General features: G+C 60.3%; 19 protein-coding genes. 15 read left to right on the forward strand and 4 right to left on the reverse strand.

Features of this window, described 5'->3' with window-relative positions; all coding sequences use genetic code 11:
* Nucleotides 1-13: 13 nt before the first annotated feature.
* Nucleotides 14-1,069, reverse strand: coding sequence for a TOBE domain-containing protein (locus tag B5D49_RS09020; RefSeq protein ID WP_078717362.1), 1,056 nt, complete (start codon nucleotides 1,067-1,069; stop codon nucleotides 14-16).
* Between the two features lie 199 nt (nucleotides 1,070-1,268).
* Here B5D49_RS09020 and modA point away from each other — a divergent pair, with 199 nt between their 5' ends.
* The 15 genes from modA to B5D49_RS09095 all read left to right on the forward strand — a co-directional run bounded on the left by modA (nucleotide 1,269) and on the right by B5D49_RS09095 (nucleotide 18,145).
* Entirely contained in the window at nucleotides 1,269-2,003 is a 735-nt protein-coding gene (gene modA, locus B5D49_RS09025) for a molybdate ABC transporter substrate-binding protein (RefSeq protein ID WP_078717363.1), read from the forward strand.
* Between the two features lie 3 nt (nucleotides 2,004-2,006).
* A complete protein-coding gene (modB, locus tag B5D49_RS09030) occupies nucleotides 2,007-2,663 on the forward strand; it encodes a molybdate ABC transporter permease subunit (protein ID WP_078717364.1) in 657 nt (218 codons plus the stop codon).
* The gene (locus B5D49_RS09035; RefSeq protein ID WP_078717365.1) at nucleotides 2,660-3,349 is read left to right on the forward strand and encodes an ATP-binding cassette domain-containing protein; all 690 of its coding nucleotides are present in this window, start codon (nucleotides 2,660-2,662) and stop codon (nucleotides 3,347-3,349) included. The genes modB and B5D49_RS09035 overlap by 4 nt, the downstream gene beginning before the upstream one ends.
* 272 nt (nucleotides 3,350-3,621) lie before the next feature.
* On the forward strand, nucleotides 3,622-4,641 hold the full coding sequence (locus B5D49_RS09040; RefSeq protein WP_078717366.1) for a molybdopterin-binding protein: 1,020 nt from the start codon (nucleotides 3,622-3,624) through the stop codon (nucleotides 4,639-4,641).
* 74 nt (nucleotides 4,642-4,715) lie between these two features.
* Entirely contained in the window at nucleotides 4,716-7,436 is a 2,721-nt protein-coding gene (locus B5D49_RS09045) for a molybdopterin-dependent aldehyde oxidoreductase (RefSeq protein ID WP_078717367.1), read from the forward strand.
* A 94-nt stretch (nucleotides 7,437-7,530) separates the two neighbouring features.
* Entirely contained in the window at nucleotides 7,531-9,861 is a 2,331-nt protein-coding gene (locus B5D49_RS09050) for a pyridine nucleotide-disulfide oxidoreductase/dicluster-binding protein (RefSeq protein WP_078717368.1), read from the forward strand.
* Entirely contained in the window at nucleotides 9,858-10,073 is a 216-nt protein-coding gene (locus B5D49_RS09055; RefSeq protein ID WP_078717369.1) for a DVU_1557 family redox protein, read from the forward strand. Before B5D49_RS09050 ends, B5D49_RS09055 begins: the two co-directional genes overlap by 4 nt.
* 86 nt (nucleotides 10,074-10,159) lie before the next feature.
* Nucleotides 10,160-10,810 (forward strand): DVU_1556 family methyltransferase, encoded by a 651-nt coding sequence (gene trsM, locus B5D49_RS09060; protein ID WP_144019351.1) that lies wholly within the window; start codon nucleotides 10,160-10,162, stop codon nucleotides 10,808-10,810.
* A gap of 13 nt (nucleotides 10,811-10,823) precedes the next feature.
* Nucleotides 10,824-11,288: a DVU_1555 family C-GCAxxG-C-C protein gene (locus B5D49_RS09065; RefSeq protein WP_078717371.1), complete on the forward strand. Its 465-nt coding sequence runs from the start codon at nucleotides 10,824-10,826 to the stop codon at nucleotides 11,286-11,288.
* A complete protein-coding gene (gene trsS, locus B5D49_RS09070) occupies nucleotides 11,278-12,750 on the forward strand; it encodes a radical SAM (seleno)protein TrsS (RefSeq protein ID WP_078717372.1) in 1,473 nt (490 codons plus the stop codon). The genes B5D49_RS09065 and trsS overlap by 11 nt, the downstream gene beginning before the upstream one ends.
* Entirely contained in the window at nucleotides 12,728-14,113 is a 1,386-nt protein-coding gene (locus B5D49_RS09075) for a DVU_1553 family AMP-dependent CoA ligase (RefSeq protein ID WP_078717373.1), read from the forward strand. Before trsS ends, B5D49_RS09075 begins: the two co-directional genes overlap by 23 nt.
* Nucleotides 14,110-15,192, forward strand: coding sequence for an XdhC family aldehyde oxidoreductase maturation factor (locus B5D49_RS09080; RefSeq protein WP_078717374.1), 1,083 nt, complete (start codon nucleotides 14,110-14,112; stop codon nucleotides 15,190-15,192). The genes B5D49_RS09075 and B5D49_RS09080 overlap by 4 nt, the downstream gene beginning before the upstream one ends.
* 19 nt (nucleotides 15,193-15,211) lie before the next feature.
* The gene (locus B5D49_RS09085) at nucleotides 15,212-16,336 is read left to right on the forward strand and encodes a DVU_1551 family NTP transferase (protein WP_078717375.1); all 1,125 of its coding nucleotides are present in this window, start codon (nucleotides 15,212-15,214) and stop codon (nucleotides 16,334-16,336) included.
* A gap of 1 nt (nucleotide 16,337) precedes the next feature.
* Entirely contained in the window at nucleotides 16,338-17,039 is a 702-nt protein-coding gene (locus B5D49_RS09090) for a histidine phosphatase family protein (protein ID WP_078717376.1), read from the forward strand.
* Between the two features lie 206 nt (nucleotides 17,040-17,245).
* Complete coding sequence (locus tag B5D49_RS09095) at nucleotides 17,246-18,145, forward strand: CBS domain-containing protein (protein ID WP_078717377.1); 900 nt, start codon at nucleotides 17,246-17,248, stop codon at nucleotides 18,143-18,145.
* Nucleotides 18,146-18,418: 273 nt separating this feature from the next.
* Here the strand turns inward: B5D49_RS09095 and B5D49_RS09100 are convergent, their stop codons facing one another.
* Genes B5D49_RS09100 through B5D49_RS09110 form a run of 3 tightly spaced genes read right to left on the reverse strand, consistent with a single transcriptional unit; the run spans nucleotide 18,419 to nucleotide 22,236 of the window.
* The gene (locus tag B5D49_RS09100; RefSeq protein ID WP_078717378.1) at nucleotides 18,419-19,477 is read right to left on the reverse strand and encodes an FAD:protein FMN transferase; all 1,059 of its coding nucleotides are present in this window, start codon (nucleotides 19,475-19,477) and stop codon (nucleotides 18,419-18,421) included.
* A complete protein-coding gene (locus tag B5D49_RS09105; protein WP_078717379.1) occupies nucleotides 19,474-21,612 on the reverse strand; it encodes an RnfABCDGE type electron transport complex subunit B in 2,139 nt (712 codons plus the stop codon). Before B5D49_RS09105 ends, B5D49_RS09100 begins: the two co-directional genes overlap by 4 nt.
* Nucleotides 21,613-21,660: 48 nt before the next feature.
* The gene (locus tag B5D49_RS09110) at nucleotides 21,661-22,236 is read right to left on the reverse strand and encodes an electron transport complex protein RnfA (protein WP_078717380.1); all 576 of its coding nucleotides are present in this window, start codon (nucleotides 22,234-22,236) and stop codon (nucleotides 21,661-21,663) included.
* Nucleotides 22,237-22,255: the final 19 nt, after the last annotated feature.

Below are 22,255 nucleotides of genomic sequence, written 5' to 3' on the forward strand. Positions count from 1 at the left end.
GCCGGCCCGCCCATCACACGGTGTTCAAAACGACGGACAACGCCTTGAAATGAAACACCGCGCTATCTCCCCGAGACAACCCCAAAACTTCAGCGCCCGAGGCCGACACCAACGCGCACACCGCTTCCCCCTCGCCCGTGATGCCGGAATATTCCGTCAACACCTCGGAAGAACGCACCGAAGTAATCTCAGCACAAACATGGTTTACGGCTACGCCTTGCCGAGCCTCTGCTCCGGGAATAACGCCTACCAGAGGAGCCTTGATGGTGGCGACTACGGGAACCTCCGGTTCCAGGCCCAAAGCCACCAGACTTTCCACGGTAATGACGGCCGTGATCGACGTTCCCGCCCTTGAAAGCATGCGGACCTGGGCCATAACGCCGTCACGCACTACCTCGGTCACCCGCCCGACAAACGTATTTCGCGCACTGGTCCGTTCGGCCAGATCGTCAAGCCCCAACCGACGCACCAGTGTGGTGGCTGTTTCCCCGGAGTAATGCTGATACACGGCGGTAAGATCGGTAGAGGACTGCCCTAGTACGTCCCGCACCACGGCCAGCGGGACGCCGTTGCGCAGTAATTCCACTGCCCTGGTATTGCGTAGCGTCCGAGGAGCGGCCAACTCCCGCGGCAAACCGCACGCCTCGGCCCGGGCATAAAACACCCGGCGCACGTACCCGGGATCCAACTGAAAAAAACAGCCCTCCAGTCCCGCAGCCTCCGGTGCCTGCAAAGCCCACTGCATCTCACGGCAAAACGGCTCCGGCAATGGTACGCTCCGGCGTGACCGGTCGTTCCCAAGCCGGACACAGCCTTTATCAAGATCCATATCCCGTGATTCGTCCAGCCCCAGTGCCTCACCCAGGCGTGCGCCGGTGCGCCGCAAAAACAAAAAGAGAAGATCCAGTCGCCGCCTGGAGCGCCGCTCGGTCGCTGTTCGCGCCGAAGCCCGCCACCGGGCAAAGGCTTGCTCCAGCTCTTCGGCCTGCGCTGCGGAAAGGTACCGGACCCCTTCCGGCACATCAAAAGTTTGATTCGGAGCCAAACGTCCATTTCCTTGCGTCGTCATCCATGCTCCTTGTTCCCCGCGAAGGGCCGCTGGTGCGTCTGCATAGCAATCGATCCGGCTTCCGGTCACGGTTCTTCCAAAAAGCGTGACCACATTGCCCCATGGATCGGAAGCCGAGTATGAGGCAGGGCAGACTTGCTGTGCGAATCCTGTTTTCTAGTCGCACCGATCCGATAATGCAAACCCTGTGAGGCTCCGCATGAAACGACTCCTCGCCCTTGTGATGCTCCTGGCCATAGCCCTGCCTCTGCCTGCCTCGGCAGCGGATCTGCTTGTGGCCCAGGCCGCCAACTTCATGCCCGCCATGAAGGAAATCATCCCTGTTTTTGAACAACAAACCGGCCTTGAGGTGGATGCCACCTATACATCAACGGGAAAGCTTTACGGCCAGATCGTAAACGGTGCTCCGTTCGACGTTTTTCTTGCCGCTGACCAGCGCCGGCCCGACAAACTCTTTGCGGACGGCCTGTGTTCCGAACCGTTTGTCTATGCCAAAGGGCAGATCGTACTCTGGAGCCTGAATCCCCAGCTTTGCAAAGGCGATTGGACCAAGGCCGCCCAACACACGGACGCCGTCAAAGTGGCCATAGCCAATGTGGAAAACGCCCCATACGGCAACGCCGCCATGGTGGCCATGCAGAAGGCGGAGATATGGGACGCCATGCAGTCGCGGCTCGTATTCGGCCAGAACATCGCCCAGGTGTTCCAATACGCCTCAACGGGTGCGGCTGACGCCGGGTTCTGCGCGTATTCCTCTGTGTTCACCGAGCAAGGTCAAAAAGGTTGCTTCGTAGAAATCCCCCAGGCTCCGGACGTAATTCAGGCGGCCTGCATCCTCAACAGCGCCCCGCATTCCGAGGCAGCGGCCAAATTCGTCGAATTTCTGGCCACACCGGAAGTAGCGGCCATCAAGGCCAAATACGGGTACAAATAGATCATGGATTGGAGTCCTCTGCTCCTTTCGGCAAAATTGGCGCTGCTGACCACCGTACTTATTCCGGTGGCAGCAGCGCCCCTCGCCTATATGCTCGCCTTTTTCCGTTTTCCCGGCAAAAGCCTGCTGGATGCCTTCATCACGCTCCCCATGGTGCTTCCGCCCACGGTGCTCGGCTTTGGTTTGTTGGTCTGCTTCGGACCAAACGCCTTTCTGGGAGCGTCATGGGAACAGCTCTTCGGGCAGCGACTGGTGTTCAGCTTTTCCGCCATTGTCCTCGCCTCCCTGATTTTCAACCTGCCTTTTGCGGTCCAGCCCATGCGCGCCTCCTTTGAGAAGCTGGACTCCCGCCTGTTGGAAAGCGCATCCATCCTCGGCCTTTCACGCACCGCAGCCTTTTTCCGCGTGGTTTTGCCCAACTGCTTGGGTGGTCTGGCCGCAGCGTCTATCCTGGTCTTCGCCCACAGCCTGGGTGAATTCGGCGTCATCCTCATGGTCGGCGGCTCCATTCCCGGTGAAACCAAGGTGGCCTCCATCGCCATTTTCGAGGCAGTGGAAGCCCTGCGCTACGACGATGCCTTCCGCATGTCCGCCCTGCTTGTCCCGGTAAGCTTTGTGGTGCTGCTGATCATCAACCGCATCAACCAAAGAGACCAATGAGCCTGAACGCCTCCATACGCAAACGTCTGCCGCATTTCGAACTGAACGTGGAACTCTGTTGCGCGCCGGGCCGTCTTACCGCGCTCGTGGGTCCGTCAGGTGCCGGAAAGACCACCCTGGTCCGGCTGCTTGCCGGTCTGGAACGACCGGATCAAGGCGTGATCACAATGGGTGATGCCGTCTGGGTGGATACAACGCGGCGACGCTTCGTGCCAACGCGTAAACGCGGCCTCGGCCTCGTGTTTCAAGACTACTGTCTGTTCCCTCATTTGTCGGTACGCCAAAATGTTGCCTTTGCCGCCACACAGGAACACCGCGTGGATGAACTGATGGAACGCTTTGGGATTCATCACCTGCAACATCGCAAACCCTCGGCCATTTCCGGCGGAGAGCGCCAACGGGCCGCCTTTTGCCAGGCACTGGCCCGCAATCCTTCCCTGCTTCTGCTGGATGAGCCGTTCTCCGCCCTGGATGCCGCCACCAGGGAAGCCTTGCGTAAGGAACTCAAAGACCTGAAAACCTCGTTGGACATCCCCGTGATCCACGTCACCCACGACCTTGCCGAGGCCCGCTATCTTGGAGACACGATCCTCCCCGTGGTCAGCGGACGGGTCGCCCCGGACTGGCTGGAGCGTCAGTATGTTCCATTTTTGAACACATCGGACACTCTTCCAGAGCCTTCCTAAGACCGATTTTCCTGGTCCAGCCAGTTCATCTTCCTCTCGCACTTTCCGCTAAAACATACGCCCTGCATAGGATATACGGCATTTGCCCGTATTCCCTTTCCCCATGCCAAGCGTTTGTCACCTTTACACCCATTGACCAATTATGCCCGCTTGTGCATAGTTTCAACCAAACTTCAACTCGCAACACCATACGAGCGTTCCCGGAACAATTCGGGACGGGCGGAATCGCCAGGGCGTACCGCCGATTACTCGCGCACACGGAGCCGCATGTTATGATGAACAGTCTCCCTGTTGAACAGGCCGTGGGCAAAGTGCTTTGCCACGACATGACCCGTATTGTTCCGGGCCAGACCAAGGGTCCGGCCTTTCGCAAAGGCCACATCGTCCGCGAAGAGGACATCCCCCTGCTGCTGGAAATCGGAAAAGAGCACATCTACGTGCTCAGTCTGGAGGAAGGACAACTCCATGAAGACGACGCGGCCCGGCGCATCGCCAACGCCGCAACCGGTCCCGGCATCACCTTGTCCGACCCTGTGGAAGGGCGCGTCAACTTTCTGGCCGATCCCGGGTTGCTCACCATCAACGTCGAAGCCCTGAACCGTATCAACGCCATCGAAGAAGTCGCCCTGGCCACCCTGCACACCGGTCAGCAGATCACCAGCAGACGGCCCGTGGCCGGAACCCGCGTCGTGCCTTTGGTTGTGGACGAGGACAAAGTCCGCCGGGTCGAGACCATCTGTAGGGAATCCGGCCCGGTGGTTCAGGTCAAACCCTTTGCCCGGCTGCGCGTGGGCATGGTCACCACCGGCAGCGAAGTCTATTACGGCCGCATTGAGGACAAATTCGGCCCCGTGGTGCAACGAAAATTTGAAAAACTCGGCAGCACGATCATGGGCCAGACCCTGTCCAGCGACGATCCGGCCATGACGCGTGACGCCATCGACGCCTTTATCGCCCAGGGAGCGGAAATGGTGGTGGTCACAGGCGGCATGTCCGTGGACCCGGACGACCAGACGCCGGCCAGCATTCGCGCCACAGGAGCCGAAGTGGTCACCTACGGCTCTCCGACCTTCCCGGGCGTCATGTTTATGCTGGCCTACAAAAACGGTGTCCCCATCGTGGGGCTGCCCGGCTGCGTCATGTACTACAGAGCCAGCATTTTCGACCTCGTGGTGCCGCGGCTCCTGGCCGGCGAAAAACTCACCAGAAAAGACATCACGGAATTGGGACACGGCGGATTCTGCGCCGGATGCGACACCTGCCGCTATCCGGTCTGCCCGTTTGGAAAATAGTTCCTGCAACAGGACACGCTTTGGGCCGAGAGGGGGTCCATGGTTACTGTCAACGTGCGTACAAGGAGGACTCCATGATCAAACGCACTCTCAATGTCAACGGTGTGCCGCGCACGGTCGTGGCCGATCCGAATCAATCACTGGCCAACGTCCTGCGTGAAAACCTGGGCCTGACCAGCGTCAAGATCGGCTGCAACCAAGGCCAGTGCGGCGCCTGCACCGTCTACATGGACGGCAAATTGGTGCGCTCCTGCACCCGGAAACTCAAAAAGGTGGACAACGGCGCCAAGCTGTTGACCCTGGAAGGCATCGGCACCCCGGACAATCTGCACCCCATCCAGCTGGCCTGGATCGCCTACGGCGCGGCGCAGTGCGGATTCTGCTCCCCGGGCTTCCTGGTTTCCACCTATGCGCTGCTGGAGAAAAATCCCAGCCCCACCCGCGAAGAGGTGCGTGACTGGTTCCAGAAGCACCGCAACGCCTGCCGCTGCACCGGATACAAACCCCTGGTGGACGCCGTCATGGCCGCTGCCGAAGTGATGCGCGGCGAAAAGAGCGAAGACGATCTGCTCTTTGAAATCCCTGAAGACGGCCGCATCTGGGGAACCAAGTATCCCCGTCCCTCGGCCATTGCCAAAGTCACCGGCACCTGGGACTTCGGTGCCGACCTGGGCATTCGCCTGCCGCAAGGCAGCCTGCGCTGCGCCCTGGTCCAGGCCGAGGTCTCCCATGCCAAGATCCTGAACATCGACACCTCCGAGGCCGAAAAAATGCCCGGCGTGTTCAAGGTCGTGACCTACAAGGACGTCAAGGGCAAAAACCGCATCACCGGCCTGATCACCTTCCCGGCCAACAAAGGCGACGGATGGGATCGTCCGATCCTTTGCGACGAAAAGATCTTCCAGTACGGCGATGCCATCGCCATCGTCTGCGCGGACACCGAGGAGCACGCCAACGCCGCTGCCGCCAAGGTCAAGGTGGACCTGGAACAGCTGCCCGAATACATGAGCGCCCCCGCGGCCATGGCCGACGACGCCATTGAAATCCATCCCGGTACACCCAACGTCTACTACACACCGAAGATCGCAAAAGGCGACGACACCGCCCCGATCTTCAACCGTGATGACGTGGTAATCGCCGAAGGCGACTACTACACCCAGCGTCAGCCGCACATGCCCATCGAGCCGGACGTGGGATTCGCCTACCAGGACGAAAACGGCAAGCTCTTCATCCATTCCAAGTCCATTGGTCTGCATCTGCACCTGTTCATGATCGCTCCGGGACTGGGCGTGGAGCCGGAAAACATGGCTCTGGTCCAGAACCCCACGGGCGGCACCTTCGGCTACAAGTTCAGCCCGACCATGGAAGCGCTGGTCGGCGCGGCTGCTCTGGCCACTGGCCGTCCAGTGTACCTCAACTACTCCTGGCACCAGCAGCAGACCTACACCGGAAAACGCTCGCCCTTCTTCACCTGGTTGCGCATGGCCGCCACCAAGGACGGCAAGATCCTGGGCATGGAAACGGACTGGACCTGTGACCACGGTCCTTACTCCGAATTCGGCGACCTGCTGACCCTGCGCGGCGCCCAGTATATTGGCGCGGGATACGACATCCCGGCCATCCGCGGCAACGGGCGCACCGTTTGCACCAACCATTGCTGGGGCGCGGCCTTCCGTGGCTACGGCGCACCGGAAGCCGAATTCCCCTCGGAAGTGCTCATGGATGAGCTGGCCGAGAAACTCGGCATGGATCCCTTTGATCTGCGCTACAAGAACGTCTACCGCAAGGGTGCCACCACTCCCACGGGCCAGGATCCCGAAGTCTATTCCCTGCCGGAAATGCTGGATAAGCTGAAGCCGAAATACGAAGAAGCCAAAAAACGCGCCGCCGCCAATTCCACGGACGAAATCAAACGTGGTGTGGGCATCTCCATCGGTGTGTACGGCTCTGGTCTGGACGGTCCGGACACCTCCGAGGTGGACGCCGAACTCATGCCTGACGGCACCGTGACCATCTACTCCTGCTGGGAAGATCACGGCCAGGGCGCGGACATGGGAACCCTGGGTACAGCTCACGAAGCGCTGCGCCCGTTGAACATTACGCCGGACCAGATCAACCTGGTCATGAACGACACAAGCCTCGCCCCCAATGCGGGACCGGCGGGCGGCAGCCGCTCACAGGTCGTCACCGGCCAGGCCACCCGCGTGGCCTGTGAAATGCTCATCGCGGCCATGAAGAAGCCCGACGGCTCGTTCCGCACGCACAAGGAAATGGTCGACGAAAAAATCGAAACCCGTGTGCACGGCAAATGGACCGCCCCGGCCAATGACTGCGACGAAAACAGCCAGGGCAACCCCTTCTGCTGCTACATGTACGGCGTGTTCATGTCCGAGGTGGCTGTGGAACTGGCCACAGGTAAAACCACCGTGGAAAAAATGACTACCGTGGCCGACATCGGCGTGGTCAACAACTACCTGGTGGTGGACGGCCAGATCTACGGCGGCGTGGCCCAGGGCATCGGCCTGGCTCTGTCCGAAGATTACGAGGACATCAAAAAGCACTCCACCATGGTGGGAGCCGGATTCCCGTACATCAAGCAGATCCCGGACGACATGGAGATCATCTACGTGGAAACGCCGCGTCCCGACGGACCGTTCGGCGCTTCCGGCGTAGGCGAAATGCCGCTCACCGCGCCCCATGCCGCAGTGATTAACGCCATCTACAACGCCTGCGGCGTCCGCATCCGCCAACTGCCCGCCAAGCCTGAAAAGGTGCTGGCCGGCCTGAACGCCTAGGCACACTCGACACGCTCAACCTGGCGGCGGTCCGGTAATCCGTCGGACCGCCGCCTTTCTTTCCGACCATGGGACGCCGACACGGGAGCCGCTTATGGACCAACAATCATTACATGCCTGGGAAGCCAAGTGTGTGCAGGAAGAAGCGCCGCGGTGTACTGCGGCCTGCCCCCTGCATGTGGATGCCCGCGCCTTTAGCAAGCACATGAGCCAGGGACGCTGGAACGAGGCCTGGGCTGTCCTTGCCCGGACCATGCCTTTGCCGCGTGTGCTGGCGCGTATTTGCGACGCCCCCTGCGAGTCCGCCTGCCTTCGTTCCGAGCGAGGCGGAGCCGTGCAGATCGGTGCGTTGGAAAAATACTGCGCCCGCATGGTCACCCGCATGCCCCCGCAGCCCCCACTGCCACGCAAGGAAAAAACCGTCGCCGTGTTGGGCGCGGGGCTGGCCGGATTAAGCGCGGCCTGGGAGCTGGCACGCAAGGGCTTTACGGTCCAACTGCACGGCCGCCCGGTTCAGGGCAGTCTTGCCGATTTTACAGAAGAAATTTTACCGGATGCCGTGGTGCAGGCGGAACTGGAACGGCTCCAGAAGATGGGAGTGACCATGCTCGCTCCGCACCCTCTGGAGCAAGGAACCCTGCAAGCTTTACTGCAACATTGCGACGCCGTATTTCTTGATCCGGAAATCCATTCCCTGGCCGAAACCGGGCTGGATCAGGCTGATCCACTGACCCTTGGAACAGATATTCCGGGCGTTTTTTCTGGCAATCTCCATGAGATGCTCCAACCGCCCGAATCACCTTCCCCTGCTCGGCTCGCCAGCCTGGGGAGACGGGCCGCCAATTCCATGGAACGTTTTGCCCAAGGCGCTTCCCTTACTGCCGGCCGGGAAAAGGACGGTCCCTATGAAAGCCGCCTGCATACCGACATTTCCACTATTCCCCAGGTTCCTCCGGTATCGCTTGCTCCCACGTCGGATCCCGCAGACCAGGAGACCGCCATACAAGAAGAAGCGGGCCGCTGTCTGCAATGCGAATGTCTGGAATGCGTGAAACATTGCGCCTACCTGGAAAAATACGGTTCCTACCCCAAGGTCTATGCCCGCCGCATCTACAACAACGCTTCCATTGTCATGGGAACGCGTCAGGCCAACACCATGATCAATTCCTGCATGGATTGCGGCCTGTGCGAAACCCTGTGTCCCGGGGATTTCGATATGGGCGCGCTCTGTCTGGAAGCCCGACGAGACATGGTGCAACGCGGGAAAATGCCGCCGTCAGCGCATGAATTCGCCCTGCGGGACATGGACTTCGCCAATGGCGACCAAAGCGCATTGGCCCGCCCGGCTCCGGGAGGCTCTCCCACTCAATGGCTCTTCTTTCCCGGTTGCCAGCTGACGGCCTCGGATCCGGCCCTGGTGGAACGGGTCTATGCCTGGCTGCTGCAACAACAACCCGAAACAGGACTACACCTGGCCTGCTGCGGCGCGCCCGCACTCTGGGCCGGACAGGTGGACCGCTACGAAACATCGCTGGCCGAGTTGCGCTCATCCTGGAAACAACTTGGTTCGCCAGCCGTGGCAGCGGCCTGTCCCACCTGTTTGCAAACCCTGCGGGAAGCGCTACCGGAAGCGGATATCCGCTCCTTTTGGGAGATGCTCACGGATATGGACCTGCCCTCGCCGGAACGCGATTCAAACACCCCGCTGGCCATTCATGACCCCTGCGGCTCACGCCAGGATGCCGCCCTGCACGAGGACGTCCGCACCCTGCTGGAGCGTCTGGACATACCCCTCGTAGAACCGAAGCTGACCAAAGACCTCACGGAATGTTGCGGCTATGGCGGGTTGCTCTGCGAAGTGGACCCAGACCTCGGCCGGGAAGTGGTCGAACGCCGTGCCAAGTCCGTGGACCACGACTTCGTGACCTATTGCGCCATGTGCCGCGACAGGCTGGTGCGGACCGGAAAGCCCGTCTCCCATGCCCTGGATTTACTTTTTCCCCCGCCGGAGCCAAACGAATCTGCGCCGGGTCAACGCCCTGCTCCAGGCTATTCGCAACGACGCGAAAATCGCGCCCGACTCAAGGAACGACTTCTGCAAACCTATTGGCAGGAATCCAGTCCCTTGCGTCCCGAGCATGAATCCGTGACCGTCCGACTTGCCCCTGGTGTGGAGGAACGGCTGGATCAACGACGCATCCTCGTCTCGGACCTGCAAAAAACATTGCTGACCGCGCAACGGGCCAACAATGGCCAAGGCTGCGCTTTTGTGTCCGAATCCGGGAGACTTCTGGCCCGACACCGCCCCGTCAGCGTGACGTACTGGGTCGAATATGAACCGGAACCCGACGGCGGATACCTCGTCCACAATGCCTGGAGCCACCGCATGCGCGTGGTGGACACCCTCAAAGGAGGCGACCGATGAGTACCATTCGTGTTCCCGAAGCCGATGTCACGGGGTGGCGTTGCCGAACCTGCGACCAACCATTGGAACCGGCTCCGGTCAGCTTGGAATATTTGGGCAGCAGCTTTAATGTGGAGTTGCCCGCCTGCCCCTGTTGCGGCATGGTTCTCATCCCCGAAGCCCTGGCCACGGGAAAAATGGCCGAGGTGGAACGACTTCTGGAGGACAAGTGAACCGCTCTGTCCCCCCGGGGCAACCCGGGCCGCTTTCCCCTCCTGCCGCCCCCCATCAGGCGCCACCTCTCTGGACTCGCCCGGAGTTGCGGAGAGTTGCAGGAGACACGCTGCGCCCTGGCGGTCTGGAACTGACCACCCGACTCGCCGAAACAATGCATCTATGCCCGGGCATGCGAGTGCTGGACGTGGGATGCGGGTTGGGAAGCACTGTACGTTTCCTCAGACGGCGCTTCGGCGTATGCGCCCTGGGGCTGGATCTCGCCCCTGGCACGGAGCATCCATCGCTTCCACTGATGCAGGGCAACGCCGACGCCCTGCCTTTGCCGCCCGACTCCATGGATGCGGTCTTCTGCGAATGCGTGCTCTCCCTTCAACACGACCCCGGCAAGGTACTGCGGGAGCTGCATCGAGTGCTGCGCCCCGGAGGGATGCTTGGTCTTTCGGATCTCTATCGCATTGCAGAAGGCCGGACCAAGGCTGCCTGTCCAACTATTCCCGGAAACCGTTCCCCCGAAACGGAAACGTCCTGCACAAAAACCTCTTTCACCCAAGCCGATCTCTTGGAACATCTTCGCCTTGCTGGATTATACGCTATCCGATTTGAGGACCATTCCCCGCTGCTACGGGACTTGGCCGCCAAGCTCACCTGGGCTGGCATTTCCCCGGACGCCTGCCGTGCCGGTGCGGGATATTGTCTGGTTTCGGCGCACAAGCCAAAACCACAACGCTCCTAGGAGGACAATGACAATGAACGACATGGACCTGACCTTGATGCGCCTTTCGGGTGCCGGGTATTGTTGCAGTCAGATCATGCTCTTGCTCGGCCTGGAAGAAACCGGCCGCTCCAATACAGACTTGGTCCGTGCCATGGCCGGACTTTGTAACGGACTGGGGGATTGTTCCGGTCCTTGCGGCGTTCTTACGGGGGGATTGTGTTTGCTTGCCTTTTACGCGGGCAAAGGACTGGATCACGAGCAGGAAGATGAGCGCCTGCCGTTGCTGCTTTCCGAATTGCGCGAATGGTTCGGTAAAACCGCCTGCAGCGAATTTGGCGGCACCACCTGCAAGGCCATTCTCGGCGGCGAATGCGGCAGGCCCGATCCCCAACGTTGCGGCGGCCTGCTTGCCAAAACCCATGCCCGGGTGCGGGAACTCCTGGTGGAAAACGGCCTGGACCCAAGCCAGGGCAGGGAGCTACCCGATGCCTTCTGAGTCGCGCTTCCTCCGGGGGACGCAGAGCGTCTGTCCGGTATGCTTACGCACAATCCCCGCAAGCATCGAAGAAGAGGGGAACAACGCCTACCTCGCCAAGCGCTGTCCGAAACACGGGCTGTTCCGCTGCATAATCTGGCGGGGCAATCCCGGCCAGGAGCTTTCCCGCTGGAGCCGACCCAAAATTCCCTCGCGGCCGCGCATCCCCGCGACAGCCATTGAACGGGGATGCCCCTACGACTGCGGACTTTGCCCGGACCACCGCCAACACACCTGCACCGCGCTTTTGGAAATCACCTGGCGCTGTAATCTCGCCTGTCCGGTCTGCTTTGCGTCGGCAGGCGTTCCGAAACGCCCGGATCTGACCAAACCCGAAGTGGAACACATGTTGCGCGAGGTCATGCGCCTGTCCGGACCCTGCAATATCCAATTCTCCGGAGGAGAGCCGTCCATTCACCCGGACTTGCCCTTTTTCATATCCCTGGCCAAGCAGATCGGATTTCCCTTCGTGCAACTGAACACCAACGGATTGCGCGCCGCCCGGGAAAAAAGCTTCGCACCGGCCATGGCCCGGGCCGGGCTGGACTCCGTGTTCCTGCAGTTCGACTCCCACCGACCGGAGCCATATGAACAGTTGCGGGGAGCCTCCCTGCTTGAGGAAAAACTCCTGGCCGTGGAACGGTTCATTGCCGCCGGCATCGGTGTGGTGCTCGTGCCCACGGTGATTCCCGGCGTCAATGATCAAGACCTGGGCGGGCTGCTGGAATTGGCGGCCTCACGTTCACCCGGGGTCCGCGGCATTCATTTCCAACCCGTCAGCTATTTTGGACGTTTCCCTGCTTCCCCGGCGGATCAGGCTCGCATCACGCTCCCTGAAGTGATGCGGGGATTGGAAGAACAGACCAACGGCCTGATTCACGCCCGCGATTTTTTACCACCTGCATGCGAGCACGCCCGATGCTCGTTCCACGCCAATTATCTGGTCAATGAAGATCAAAGTCTGACCTTACTTTCGGAACAACGCGCCTGCTGTTCCGGCAAGGTGGAACCCATCCCGGCGAAAACCGGAGCGGATCAGTCCAAAGCCTTTGTCAGCCGCCAATGGTCTGCACCCACCCATCACACGGGCACAGCACCCTCCGAGGACGATGCAGCACCAAAGCAGTCCCCGCAGCCCGCTGCGCGGCTGCCCATGGCTCCCCATGGGACGGAGAAAGCCAGGCCAACGGTTCCCATGGACGACCTGGACCGTTTTCTGGCCAGAGCCGCCACGCACCGGCTCGCTGTTTCGGCCATGGCCTTTCAAGATGCCTGGTCCCTGGACCTGGACCGACTGCGTGGCTGCTGCATTCATGTGGTTACAACCGATGGAAGGCTGATCCCGTTTTGTGCCTACAACCTCACGGCCGTGGATGGGCGGCCGCTCTACCGGAACACCCATGGTCACGCGGTCCTGGCTTGACCGATGGCTGGCGGAAGCCCTGGTGCAAAACAACGCATCAGCTCCTCCGCCCGATTCGGCGATCTCCCGCCTTGCGCTGCTCCAGTACCAGGGCAGGCAATGCCGACGGACAGTGGACAATGCCCGGAAAAACAGCCCGTTTTACCGGACGGCGTTGCGTCACGTCCGTTTTGCGGAGCATGAATTTCCACAATCCCTGACCGCGCTTCCTCTGACCTCGGCCCATGACCTTCGGGAGCATCCCCATGCATTCCTCGCGGCGTCACAGGACGAAGTGGCCCGGGTGGTCAGCATCCCCAGCTCCGGCACCAGCGGACCGGGCAAACGAATATTTTTCACGCCCAATGACCTGGAACGCATTCGGCATTTCTTTCGACGAGGCATGCGGAATCTTGTTCAACCGGGCGAAACAGCGCTGGTACTCCTGCCCGGCGAACGTCCGGACAGCGTTGGCAGGCTCCTCGGTGACGCGTTGTCGTCCTTTGACGTGCGTGCCTTGGTATGCGGTCCCCTGGAATCTCCTTTGGGGACCCTGCACCGAATGACACGGGAAAACGTCCGCTGCGTGGTCGGTTCCCCGGCCCATGTGCATATCCTTGCCGCGCATGCCCGGTACGGGGAAGACAGCCCCAAACCCCGACTTCGCTCGGCGCTGCTCTGCTGGGACGCGGTGCCTCCGGCCCTGGCGCACGCTGTGGAGCAAGGGCTGCACTGTCGGGCCTTTCACCACTGGGGCATGGTGGAAACAGGACTGGGCGGCGCAGTGGAATGCGGCCGCGCCCCGGGGATGCATCTGCGCGAAGCCGATCTGTACGTGGAGATCCTCTGCCCCGGAACAGGCCGACTTGTCCCGGACGGTGAATGGGGTGAAATCGTCGTGACCACGTTGACACGCCGTGCCATGCCGCTGATTCGATACCGCACAGGAGACCGGGGCCGCATCCTGCCCGGGACGTGTCCCTGCGGCAGTATTCTGCGTCGCCTTGACCCAGCCGTGCGTCGGCTGCCCCAAGATACCACGCACAATTCCAATCAAAACGGTTCCCCACTGGACGCGGCCGCCCTTGGTGACATACTTTACGCAGTGCCGGGCTTGGCCGACTTTGCCGTGCAGGCGCCCTCGCCCCATCAGCAACCTGCAAACGTAACGATACAAGTCAGCACGGTGGCCCATGCGGGAAGTTCTGCGGAAGATGCCGTACTGCAACAAGTGCGACAAGCGATTCAACAACTTTCCTCCTTGCCATGCGATCCGGCCGACGTATGCATCACGGCCACCGGACACGGCGCTCCCGTCCTGCCGGGACTACAAAAACGCGTGCTCAACATGCCCACGCCACCTCTTCAGGAGACCTCTTCATGACACACCTGCTACGCGATACCCTCACCCTGCTGGACCGCGGCGAATCCGTGGTCCTCGCCACCATCGTGGATTCCCACGGCTCCACTCCCCGTTCCTCCGGAGCAAAGATGACGGTACGCCGTCCCGGATGCACCGGGGAAGGCATCCTCGGCACCGTGGGTGGCGGCATCACCGAAGCCATGGCGATTCGCGAGGCAGGCGAACTGTTCGACACGCCCCCCGGAACGGCCCGACTGCGCGAACTCAACCTGAACCGCGACCTGGCCGCGGGAACCGATATGATTTGCGGCGGGGAATTCCGCCTCCTGTTGGAACACGTGACTCCGAACAGTTCCGCAGCAAAGGCCATGTCGATTCAGAACAAGGCGTTGCGCCACGGCCGGGCCAGCATTTTGCTGGTTCGACTCGTACAGGAAGACACGCAAGACAACATACGAACCGCGGACCACGAAGTGGTGCTCCAGGACCAGCCGGAAAAGGCAAACGGCAATGCCATACCGGACGATGTGCGGGGACGGTTGCTCCACCTGACCCGCTCTCGGGGGACGGTAGGACTTCATTGCCTGGACGATCAACGCTTCCTGGCCGAACCTGTCTATCCTCCGGCCCCCGTATTTCTGTATGGTGCCGGGCATGTTTCGCGATGCACCGCCAAATTAACGGCCATGATGGGCTTTCGTACCGTGGTGTTGGACGATCGCGAAGATTTCGCCAACCAGGACCGTTTTCCAGAAGCGGATCAAATCGTGGTTCTTGACGACTTTCACAATGCAGTAGACCCTGAAGTCGTGAAAGAAAATGCGTATGTCGTCATCCTCACCAGAGGACACGCCCACGATAAGACCGTGCTGGGACAGGCGCTCCGTACCCCGGCCCGATACGTCGGTATGATCGGCAGCAAGAAAAAAAAGAACGACGTCTACGCGGCACTGGGCAAGGAAGGGTTCACGGATCAGGATCTAGAGCGCTGCCACTGCCCCATCGGTCTGGCCATTAATGTACAGACACCGGAAGAAATCGCGCTGAGCATCGTCGGCGAGCTGGTGCATCTGCGCGGCGCGCCCGGGAAACAAGGGTAACCTTACCGAGGAACGGCTTATGCTTCGCTTTTCCGCCATTATTCTGGCCGCGGGGTTTTCGTCCCGCATGGGCCAATTCAAACCGCTGCTTCCGTTGGGAGGTGTTCCCGCTTTGGAGCGGCTGCTCCAAAGCTTTGCCCAGGCCGGGATCCCCTCTCCTATTATCGTCACGGGACACAACGCTGAACAAATTACCCCCCTTGGTCTGACCTATGATTCCGTCATGGTCCACAACCCCGATCATGCGTCCGGCATGTTCGGATCCGTTTTGACCGGTGTGAGCGCACTGCCGAATGACATCGACGCCTTTTTTCTGCTCCCCGTGGACATCCCGCTGATCCGCCCCCAAACCTTGCAACGGCTGAGCGCGCACTTTGTCAAGCACCGCGCCTTAATCACCCATCCGGTCTTTGAGGAAACACCAGGACACCCGCCATTGCTGCGACAGGACATGATTCCGCGCATTCTGGCTCACGACGGTCAAGGTGGTCTGCGCGCCGTACTGGAAGCCCATGCAGAGGAGGCCGCACTGGTACCCGTGGCTGACCAGGGCATTCTTTTGGATATGGATCATCCTGAAGAGTACCGCCGCCTGGACCAACGCGCCACCCGCGACTATCCGCTGGATGGGGAATGCGATGCCCTGCTGGACCTGGCGCACACGCCGGAGACCATCCGTTTGCATTGCCGGGCCGTGGCCGACCTCGCAGTACGCATGACCGCCCTCCTCAATGCATCCCTTCCCGAAGAGGCAACGCCCCTAGACGTCACCCTGACACGAAGCGCCGCCCTGGTGCATGACGTGGCCCGCGCCAAAGCAAAACACGCTCAAGCCGGTGCCAACTTCCTTTTGGAGCATGGTTTTCCCGCAGCAGCCCCCATTGTACGCGACCACGTGGATCTGAACCCGGACGACATCACGCAAATCACAGAACGCGAAATCGTATTCCTGGCAGATAAATTCGTGCAAGGAACCCAACGCGTCCCGCTGGAACAGCGATATCTCGCAAAGCAAAAAAAATTTCAAAACAATCCAGAAGCCGTACAAGCCGTCACGAGTCGGTTGGACCGCGCCCGCCGTGTCCTGGCCATCTACCTGGAGCAGGCTGGTCCGGCTGCCCGCCGACTATTGCAGGTGGGATGACATGCTCGTGCTCATTCGCCATGCGGCCACTATTCCCACGGCGAAAAAAACATACATCGGCACCACGGATCTGCCTCTCAGCCCCAAAGGGGAGGCACAAGCCCGAGAACTCGGCAGCGTCTTTGCCGCGGGTGCCGTTCGCGCAATTTACACCTCGCCCCTGCAACGGACTCTTCAAACCGCCTCCCAACTGGCTCAAGCGCAAAACCGGCCGGTCACCATCCTCAAAGATCTTCGGGAAATTCATCTGGGACAATGGGAAAATCGTCCCATGGCCGAAATTCGCGAACAAACACCCGACCAATACGCCGCCCGGGGAAACAATCTTGCGGACTTCCGGCCGCCCGAAGGCGAAAGTTTTTCGGACCTTGCACAACGGGCCTGGCCAATGCTGGAACAAATGGCCCATGGTCCCTTGCCCTGCGCCGTCGTCACCCATGCGGGAATTATTCGCGTCCTGCTCTGCCGCGTGCTCGGCCTTCCGTTGAACGATATTTTTCAATTTCGTCCAGGGCATCTTTGCTGTTGGGGGCTGAAACCAATTTCGTTGGAGGCGCACTCCCCGAGCAATTCGCCCGACGAACAAGGTTCCGGTTCCTCCGCTCCCATTGATTTTTGTGGCGGGCCGGAATTGCGCTTCCGGGTCGCCTTTCAGAACCTGCCTCCTGCCCAAACCGCCGCCCAACTGTGCACCACTGCCTAGCACGGCAAGACTCCGCACGAAAAAACACGCAAAAAACACGCAAAAAGACACTCAACACCTTGGTATAAATATCGATACCAAGTGGCACACCGATTGCTTTTCTTCCTCGCAGAATCGGACATGCCCGCCTCCCGGATTGCCCGGGACGGCCGAATGGAATCCGCCGCCCTCCAGCGCGACGGGAACAGGCCAAGGAGTTGAGGAACATGATGAACATTCGCGTACTGCTGGTGGATGACGATGATCGCTTCCGCAGCAATATGGCCCGGCTGCTCGAATCCAAAGGATTTGAGATCGTCACCGCCCAAAGCGCCCAGGAAGCGTTGTCCATGGTGGATCAAGATCCGGACGTGGTCATTACGGACTTTCAAATGCCCGGGATGAACGGCAACGAATTCGTCGAGGCTTTCAAGGAACGCCGCCCCACCACCCAGGTCATCATGCTGACGGGACACGGATCCATCAAAAGCGCTGTGGATGCTTACTGCGACGGCGCGTTCGACTATCTGACCAAGCCCTGCGAAATCAATTATCTCGCATCGCGCATCGTGGATGCCTATAAGTCCACCTACGAAGGATGGCAGGCGGAAATATGCGCCGAAGATCTCATGATTCCCCTGAGCGAATACACCACTATCCGCGAGACCGAGAGCGTGTTGCGTGCCGTACAAAAGCTGCGTGAACATAACGAACGCGTCATGGCCACGGATGTGACCTCGGACCGGGGACATCGCTCCATCATCGTGCTGAACGAGCAGGACCAGCCCGTGGGGTATCTGACCATCCGCGACCTGGTTACCGCCCTGTACAAGGCGCACGTGTCCGCTCAGCCCCAGTCCAAAGAAACCACCAGGTTCTCGCACTTCTTCTGGGACGGCGTTTTCACCCGCCAGGTGGAAGACCTTTTGGACGTTCTGATCAAAGACGTCATGACCGCCCACACCGTGCGCATCGAAACCAACGCCTCGCTCATCGAAGTGGCGGAAAAGATGTTCTCGCACAATCTGCAACGGATTCTCGTGGAAGATGAAGGCAAGGTCGTGGGCATTATCCGCGACCACGAACTCTACGCGGAAATCGACCGTATCGCCAAGTCCGCCCACTGACCTGACGATACGGATTCGAGGACGTGGAGCATTCCCCCAAGTGCCACGCGTCCACATACAGAAGCCAAGGAAACAACAGGCCAAGGCTTCACCCTCCTCCCCTCACCCTCCCCGACGGAAGCGCCCTCTTCCGTCGGGGTTCTTTTCTCCAGCCTGCCTTTGCCGAACAACAATGCAACATCTCGGTCGGTGCGTTTCTCTCGCCGCCCAAAAGAGAGGGGCTTCGGCACACAGTCGAAGCCCCAGCGTAAGGGTGTCCATGCGGTCTATGAACTATGCTTGCGACGACACCTCCAGCCGCCTCCAGTGGCGGGAGCCGATCCGTCCCTGGTCAACGCCAATGATCAGGCATTCCCGGCCCGGCAGACTGTCCACCAATCGCAGCCCATCGTGGGCCGATCCCAGAAACAATGTCGTGGCCAGAGCGTCCGCCTCCATGACCGTTGGTGCGGTCACGCTCACAGAAGCGTTGCGACCCGGACATATGCCGGAGTCAGGGCGTACGATATGATGTCGCCCAGCGCCCCAGGTTTGCTCATACGCTCCAGAAGTGGCCACGGCCTGATTCGTCAACTCCAATACCGTCCGGGAACGCTGTTTCCCTGACGGATCCTGCAATGCGACCCGCCAGCCGCGCTCCCGAGAGGGACGGCCCGCAGCAAAGATATCTCCGCCCGCGTTGATCAAATGATCCCCCACGCCCATGGCCGACATCACACGGGAGGCCTGATCCACGATATACCCCTTGCCGATGCCGTCCAGGGTCAAAGCCATGCCCTGCCCTGCCAAACCTACGCGCCCTCCATCCAGGCGAATCTGTGACGCGCCGATCAATTCCAAAGTTTGCCGCAATAGTGCCGGATCCGGATCATACGCGCCCGACGAACGCATGAGATCCACCAGCGGAGCCACGCTGGGGTCGAACACTCCCTGGGACAACCGGTTCAGAACCAGCGCACGATCCACGACATGAATCAACTCGGGTGATGCATGGGACAATTGCCCGGATCGATTCAATTCGGCAAGCTCGGACCCGGCATCGTGACGATTCAACAATCCGGACAGTCGCTCAATTTCAAAAAAAACCGCGTCTATCGCTTGCTCGGCGCAATCTTGATCGGCATGCACCCCGCACACGGTCACATACGTTCCCAACAAAAAACGCGTTGCTTCCCAGTAATCAGAGCGGGGAGCGGTTGCAGCATCAGCACGCAACGGTACCCACACGGGCAGGGCCAGTCCCAGCCCCAAGGCCAGCCCAGTGCGTAAAAACCCACGTCGACTCATGGAAGCAGCACCATGCATCAACGAATTATTCCCGATTCCACTCATGACTTGGCCTCCATTGCAACGCGCTCCTCCGCGCCTTGGTCAAACAACGTCACATCCCGATCCTCGGCAAACTCCGACCCGGCTTCAGCATCGTAACACGTAAAGCCGCACCGCAAACAACGACTAGCCTCCTTGACGGCCTCCCGCTCGCCGATGCCCCGCCGGACCTCCAGAGCGAACCGCTCCAACCGAGCACGTACCGGCACTTCCGAGGGTTGCACCTTGGGGATGTGCCAACGGACCCGCATCCCCTTGAGCAACGATTCCGGGACCACCCGCTCCTGGGGCATGACCGGCACGGGAACCTCGCCCGACGTAACGTAATGATGAATGGAGCGCGCCGCGCGTCGACCGTCCGAAACCGCTTCCATGACAATGGACCGCCCACGCCGCAATTCCCCTCCCACGAAAACGTGGGACATATTGGTCTGCATGGTGGCGTCATCCCCCACCATGGTTCCCTGCTTGGTCATTTTGAACGGTCCGATTCCCCGTTTGTCCACATAAGGAGTCAAATCCGGCACACGATCCGTGGCCACAATGAAAAGATCCCCTTCCAGTCGATGTTCGCTGCCCGCAATGGGCTGAGGAGTTCCCGAGGCTTTTTTCGAATCCGGGTACTCGGCCCGCAACAAATGCAGCGCCACTGCACGGCCGGACTCTTCCACGTCGAACGAGGCTGGAATGATTTGCTCCAGTAATTGCGCTCCGACATCCCGCGCTTTCTCGACTTCATACTTATTGGCGCTCATTTTCCGGCGAATGTGCCGCGAGGTGATGTGAACGGACTGTGCCCCCAGCCGCGCCGCGCTTCGGGCAATATCCATGGCCGAGTTGGTGCCGCCAACAACAATCACGCGCTGCCCCTTCAGGTTGGTCCAACGCGAGCCGATGCCGGTGAGGAAGTCCACGCCGCCCACGACGTTGCGGGCATCGTCGCCCGGGATAAACAGTCGCGGGTTCCTCCACGCGCCAGTAGCCAGGAATACTGCCTCAAAACCCTGTTCTTTCAAATCTTCCAGATCGAAATCCTTGCCGAAGGTCATGTAGGTACGAACCTCCACGCCCAGTTCCAGGATTCCGCGAATCTCATATTCCACGACATTGCGCGGAAGTCGGAATTCGGGAATGGCATACCGCAGCATGCCCCCCAGGGCAGCATGGGATTCAAAAATGACAGGCTGATGCCCGAGACGGCGCAGAAAATACGCGCAGGAAAGGCCGGCCGGCCCGCCGCCGACAATGGCCACCTTGCGCCCGGTATCCGGGGCCACATGAATGGGCACCCGGCCGTTGTTCATTTCCCAATCCGCCACATAACGCTCCAAGGCGTTGATGGCCACGCCTTCGTCCACAATCTTGCGGCGGCAAATATCTTCGCAGGGGTGAGGGCAAATCCGCCCCACCACGAGCGGCAGGGGATTGCGGTTCTTGAGCGTAAGCAACGCGCCGTGCAAATCCCCGGACTTGACCTGTTGGATAAAGGTTCGCACGTCCAGTTGCACCGGGCATTTCTGCATGCAGGGAGCCAGGCAGTCCACGAGTTTGTTCACATGCAGCAGGCTGGCGGAAAAACTCGTGATGCGGATGGCCCCTGTGGGGCAGACCTCGGCGCATTTGCCGCAAGAACGGCACAAGGACTTGTTCACGATGGGCAGGTTGTGCTCTCCAAGACGGATCGCTCCAAAAGGACAGGCCCGAACGCAGGATCCCAGCCCGAGACACCCCAAACCGCAACTTTTTTCTCCGCCGTAGAGCATGGCCTCGGCCCGGCAATCCCGGACGCCCTCATAGGCAAACATGCGGTTGGCCCGATCCCCGCCGGAACAAATCAGCGCGGCAACCTGCGGCTCCCGATAGTCCACGGTTTTTCCCATGACCCGTGCAATGGCTTCGGCAATATCCATGCCGCCCGCCACGCACACCTCCGGAGGAGCTTCCCCGGCCACAACAGCCGCAGCAGCAGCAGAGCATCCAGGATATCCGCACCCGCCGCAATTGGCACCGGGCAGGCAGGCCTCCACCTTGGCAACCCGTGGATCTTCCTTGACTTGTAAGAATTTTGAGGCAGCGGCCAACAGTGCGGCAGCGCTGAAGCTCAATCCGAATACGATGGCGACAGAGGAAACAATCATAACGACTCCAGTGCGTTCATTGCATCAAGGATACATCCTGCAACGGCCTCAGCCGCCCATGCCCCGGAATGCAAAAAAAGTCAGAGACATGAAACCGGCCGTAATCAACGCTACAGGTATTCCCCGGAACACACGGGGAACGGGAGCGGTTTCCAGACGCTCGCGGATGGCCGCGATGATGACCAGTGCCAACAGAAATCCCGCGCCCGAGGCCAGGGAAAAAACAACCCCGCGCACAAAGGAAAACTCGTTGCGTTGCACCAGGATGGCCACACCAAGCACGGCGCAGTTGGTGGTGATCAACGGCAGATAGATTCCCAAGGACGCATAGAGCGGCGGAACGAATTTGCGCAAAACCATTTCCACCAACTGCACCAATGACGCGATGACCAAAATGAACACGATGGTTTGCAGATACTCCACCCCATGGGGGACCAACAGCAGGTGCTGGATGGGCCAGGTTAGGGCCGTGGCCATGGTCATGACGAAGACCACAGCCCCCCCCATGCCCAGCGCCACGCCCACATCCTTGGACGTCCCCATGAACGGACACGCGCCCAGGTATTGCACCAGAACAATATTGCTTATGAATACTGCGGAGATGACGAGCAGGAAATAATCCATGAGTATATTCTCCTTAACG

Origin of the sequence: Paucidesulfovibrio gracilis DSM 16080, assembly GCF_900167125.1 — a bacterium.
Lineage (GTDB): Bacteria > Desulfobacterota > Desulfovibrionia > Desulfovibrionales > Desulfovibrionaceae > Paucidesulfovibrio > Paucidesulfovibrio gracilis.

What these genes read in the sequence shown, in the direction of transcription:
- B5D49_RS09020 (WP_078717362.1), bottom strand. Translation starts at nt 1,069, where the DNA reads ATGACGACGCAAGGAAATGGACGTTTGGCTCCGAATCAAACTTTTGAT.
- modA (WP_078717363.1), top strand. Translation starts at nt 1,269, where the DNA reads ATGAAACGACTCCTCGCCCTTGTGATGCTCCTGGCCATAGCCCTGCCT.
- modB (WP_078717364.1), top strand. Translation starts at nt 2,007, where the DNA reads ATGGATTGGAGTCCTCTGCTCCTTTCGGCAAAATTGGCGCTGCTGACC.
- B5D49_RS09035 (WP_078717365.1), top strand. Translation starts at nt 2,660, where the DNA reads ATGAGCCTGAACGCCTCCATACGCAAACGTCTGCCGCATTTCGAACTG.
- B5D49_RS09040 (WP_078717366.1), top strand. Translation starts at nt 3,622, where the DNA reads ATGATGAACAGTCTCCCTGTTGAACAGGCCGTGGGCAAAGTGCTTTGC.
- B5D49_RS09045 (WP_078717367.1), top strand. Translation starts at nt 4,716, where the DNA reads ATGATCAAACGCACTCTCAATGTCAACGGTGTGCCGCGCACGGTCGTG.
- B5D49_RS09050 (WP_078717368.1), top strand. Translation starts at nt 7,531, where the DNA reads ATGGACCAACAATCATTACATGCCTGGGAAGCCAAGTGTGTGCAGGAA.
- B5D49_RS09055 (WP_078717369.1), top strand. Translation starts at nt 9,858, where the DNA reads ATGAGTACCATTCGTGTTCCCGAAGCCGATGTCACGGGGTGGCGTTGC.
- B5D49_RS09065 (WP_078717371.1), top strand. Translation starts at nt 10,824, where the DNA reads ATGAACGACATGGACCTGACCTTGATGCGCCTTTCGGGTGCCGGGTAT.
- trsS (WP_078717372.1), top strand. Translation starts at nt 11,278, where the DNA reads ATGCCTTCTGAGTCGCGCTTCCTCCGGGGGACGCAGAGCGTCTGTCCG.
- B5D49_RS09075 (WP_078717373.1), top strand. Translation starts at nt 12,728, where the DNA reads ATGGTCACGCGGTCCTGGCTTGACCGATGGCTGGCGGAAGCCCTGGTG.
- B5D49_RS09080 (WP_078717374.1), top strand. Translation starts at nt 14,110, where the DNA reads ATGACACACCTGCTACGCGATACCCTCACCCTGCTGGACCGCGGCGAA.
- B5D49_RS09085 (WP_078717375.1), top strand. Translation starts at nt 15,212, where the DNA reads ATGCTTCGCTTTTCCGCCATTATTCTGGCCGCGGGGTTTTCGTCCCGC.
- B5D49_RS09090 (WP_078717376.1), top strand. Translation starts at nt 16,338, where the DNA reads ATGCTCGTGCTCATTCGCCATGCGGCCACTATTCCCACGGCGAAAAAA.
- B5D49_RS09095 (WP_078717377.1), top strand. Translation starts at nt 17,246, where the DNA reads ATGATGAACATTCGCGTACTGCTGGTGGATGACGATGATCGCTTCCGC.
- B5D49_RS09100 (WP_078717378.1), bottom strand. Translation starts at nt 19,477, where the DNA reads ATGAGTGGAATCGGGAATAATTCGTTGATGCATGGTGCTGCTTCCATG.
- B5D49_RS09105 (WP_078717379.1), bottom strand. Translation starts at nt 21,612, where the DNA reads ATGATTGTTTCCTCTGTCGCCATCGTATTCGGATTGAGCTTCAGCGCT.
- B5D49_RS09110 (WP_078717380.1), bottom strand. Translation starts at nt 22,236, where the DNA reads ATGGATTATTTCCTGCTCGTCATCTCCGCAGTATTCATAAGCAATATT.